This window comes from Christiangramia aquimixticola, from assembly GCF_048285835.1.
GTDB classification, from domain to species: Bacteria; Bacteroidota; Bacteroidia; order Flavobacteriales; family Flavobacteriaceae; genus Christiangramia; species Christiangramia aquimixticola.
The window spans coordinates 1-310 of the sequence record NZ_JBLVTL010000181.1 but is presented as its reverse complement, the minus strand read 5'-3'; the positions used below and the strand labels follow the sequence as shown (position 1 = coordinate 310).

General features: G+C 44.8%; 1 protein-coding gene. It reads left to right on the top strand.

Annotated features, from left to right (window positions below):
• A partial coding sequence (locus tag ACNKXV_RS14035; protein ID WP_417908336.1) for an NAD(P)-dependent oxidoreductase occupies window positions 1-310 on the top strand: 310 nt, incomplete at both ends.

Here is a 310-nt window from a genome sequence, read left to right as displayed (position 1 = left end):
ATCAAGTGGACCTTTCCGCTGCAGAAAAACTAGGAATCCGGATCGTGCGAGTACCTGCCTATAGTCCTGAGGCGGTGGCTGAGCACGCCATAGCATTATTGCTTACCTGCGTGAGAAAGACACACAAAGCTTACAATCGAGTGAGAGAAAATAATTTTTCGCTGGAAGGACTTACAGGATTTAATATCCATGGAAAAAAAATCGGGGTCATTGGCACCGGTGCAATCGGAAAAGCATTTTGCAGAATTGCAAAAGGTTTCGGAGCAGAAATCCTTGCTTACGATCTGTATGAGAGCGAAGAAATGAAAGC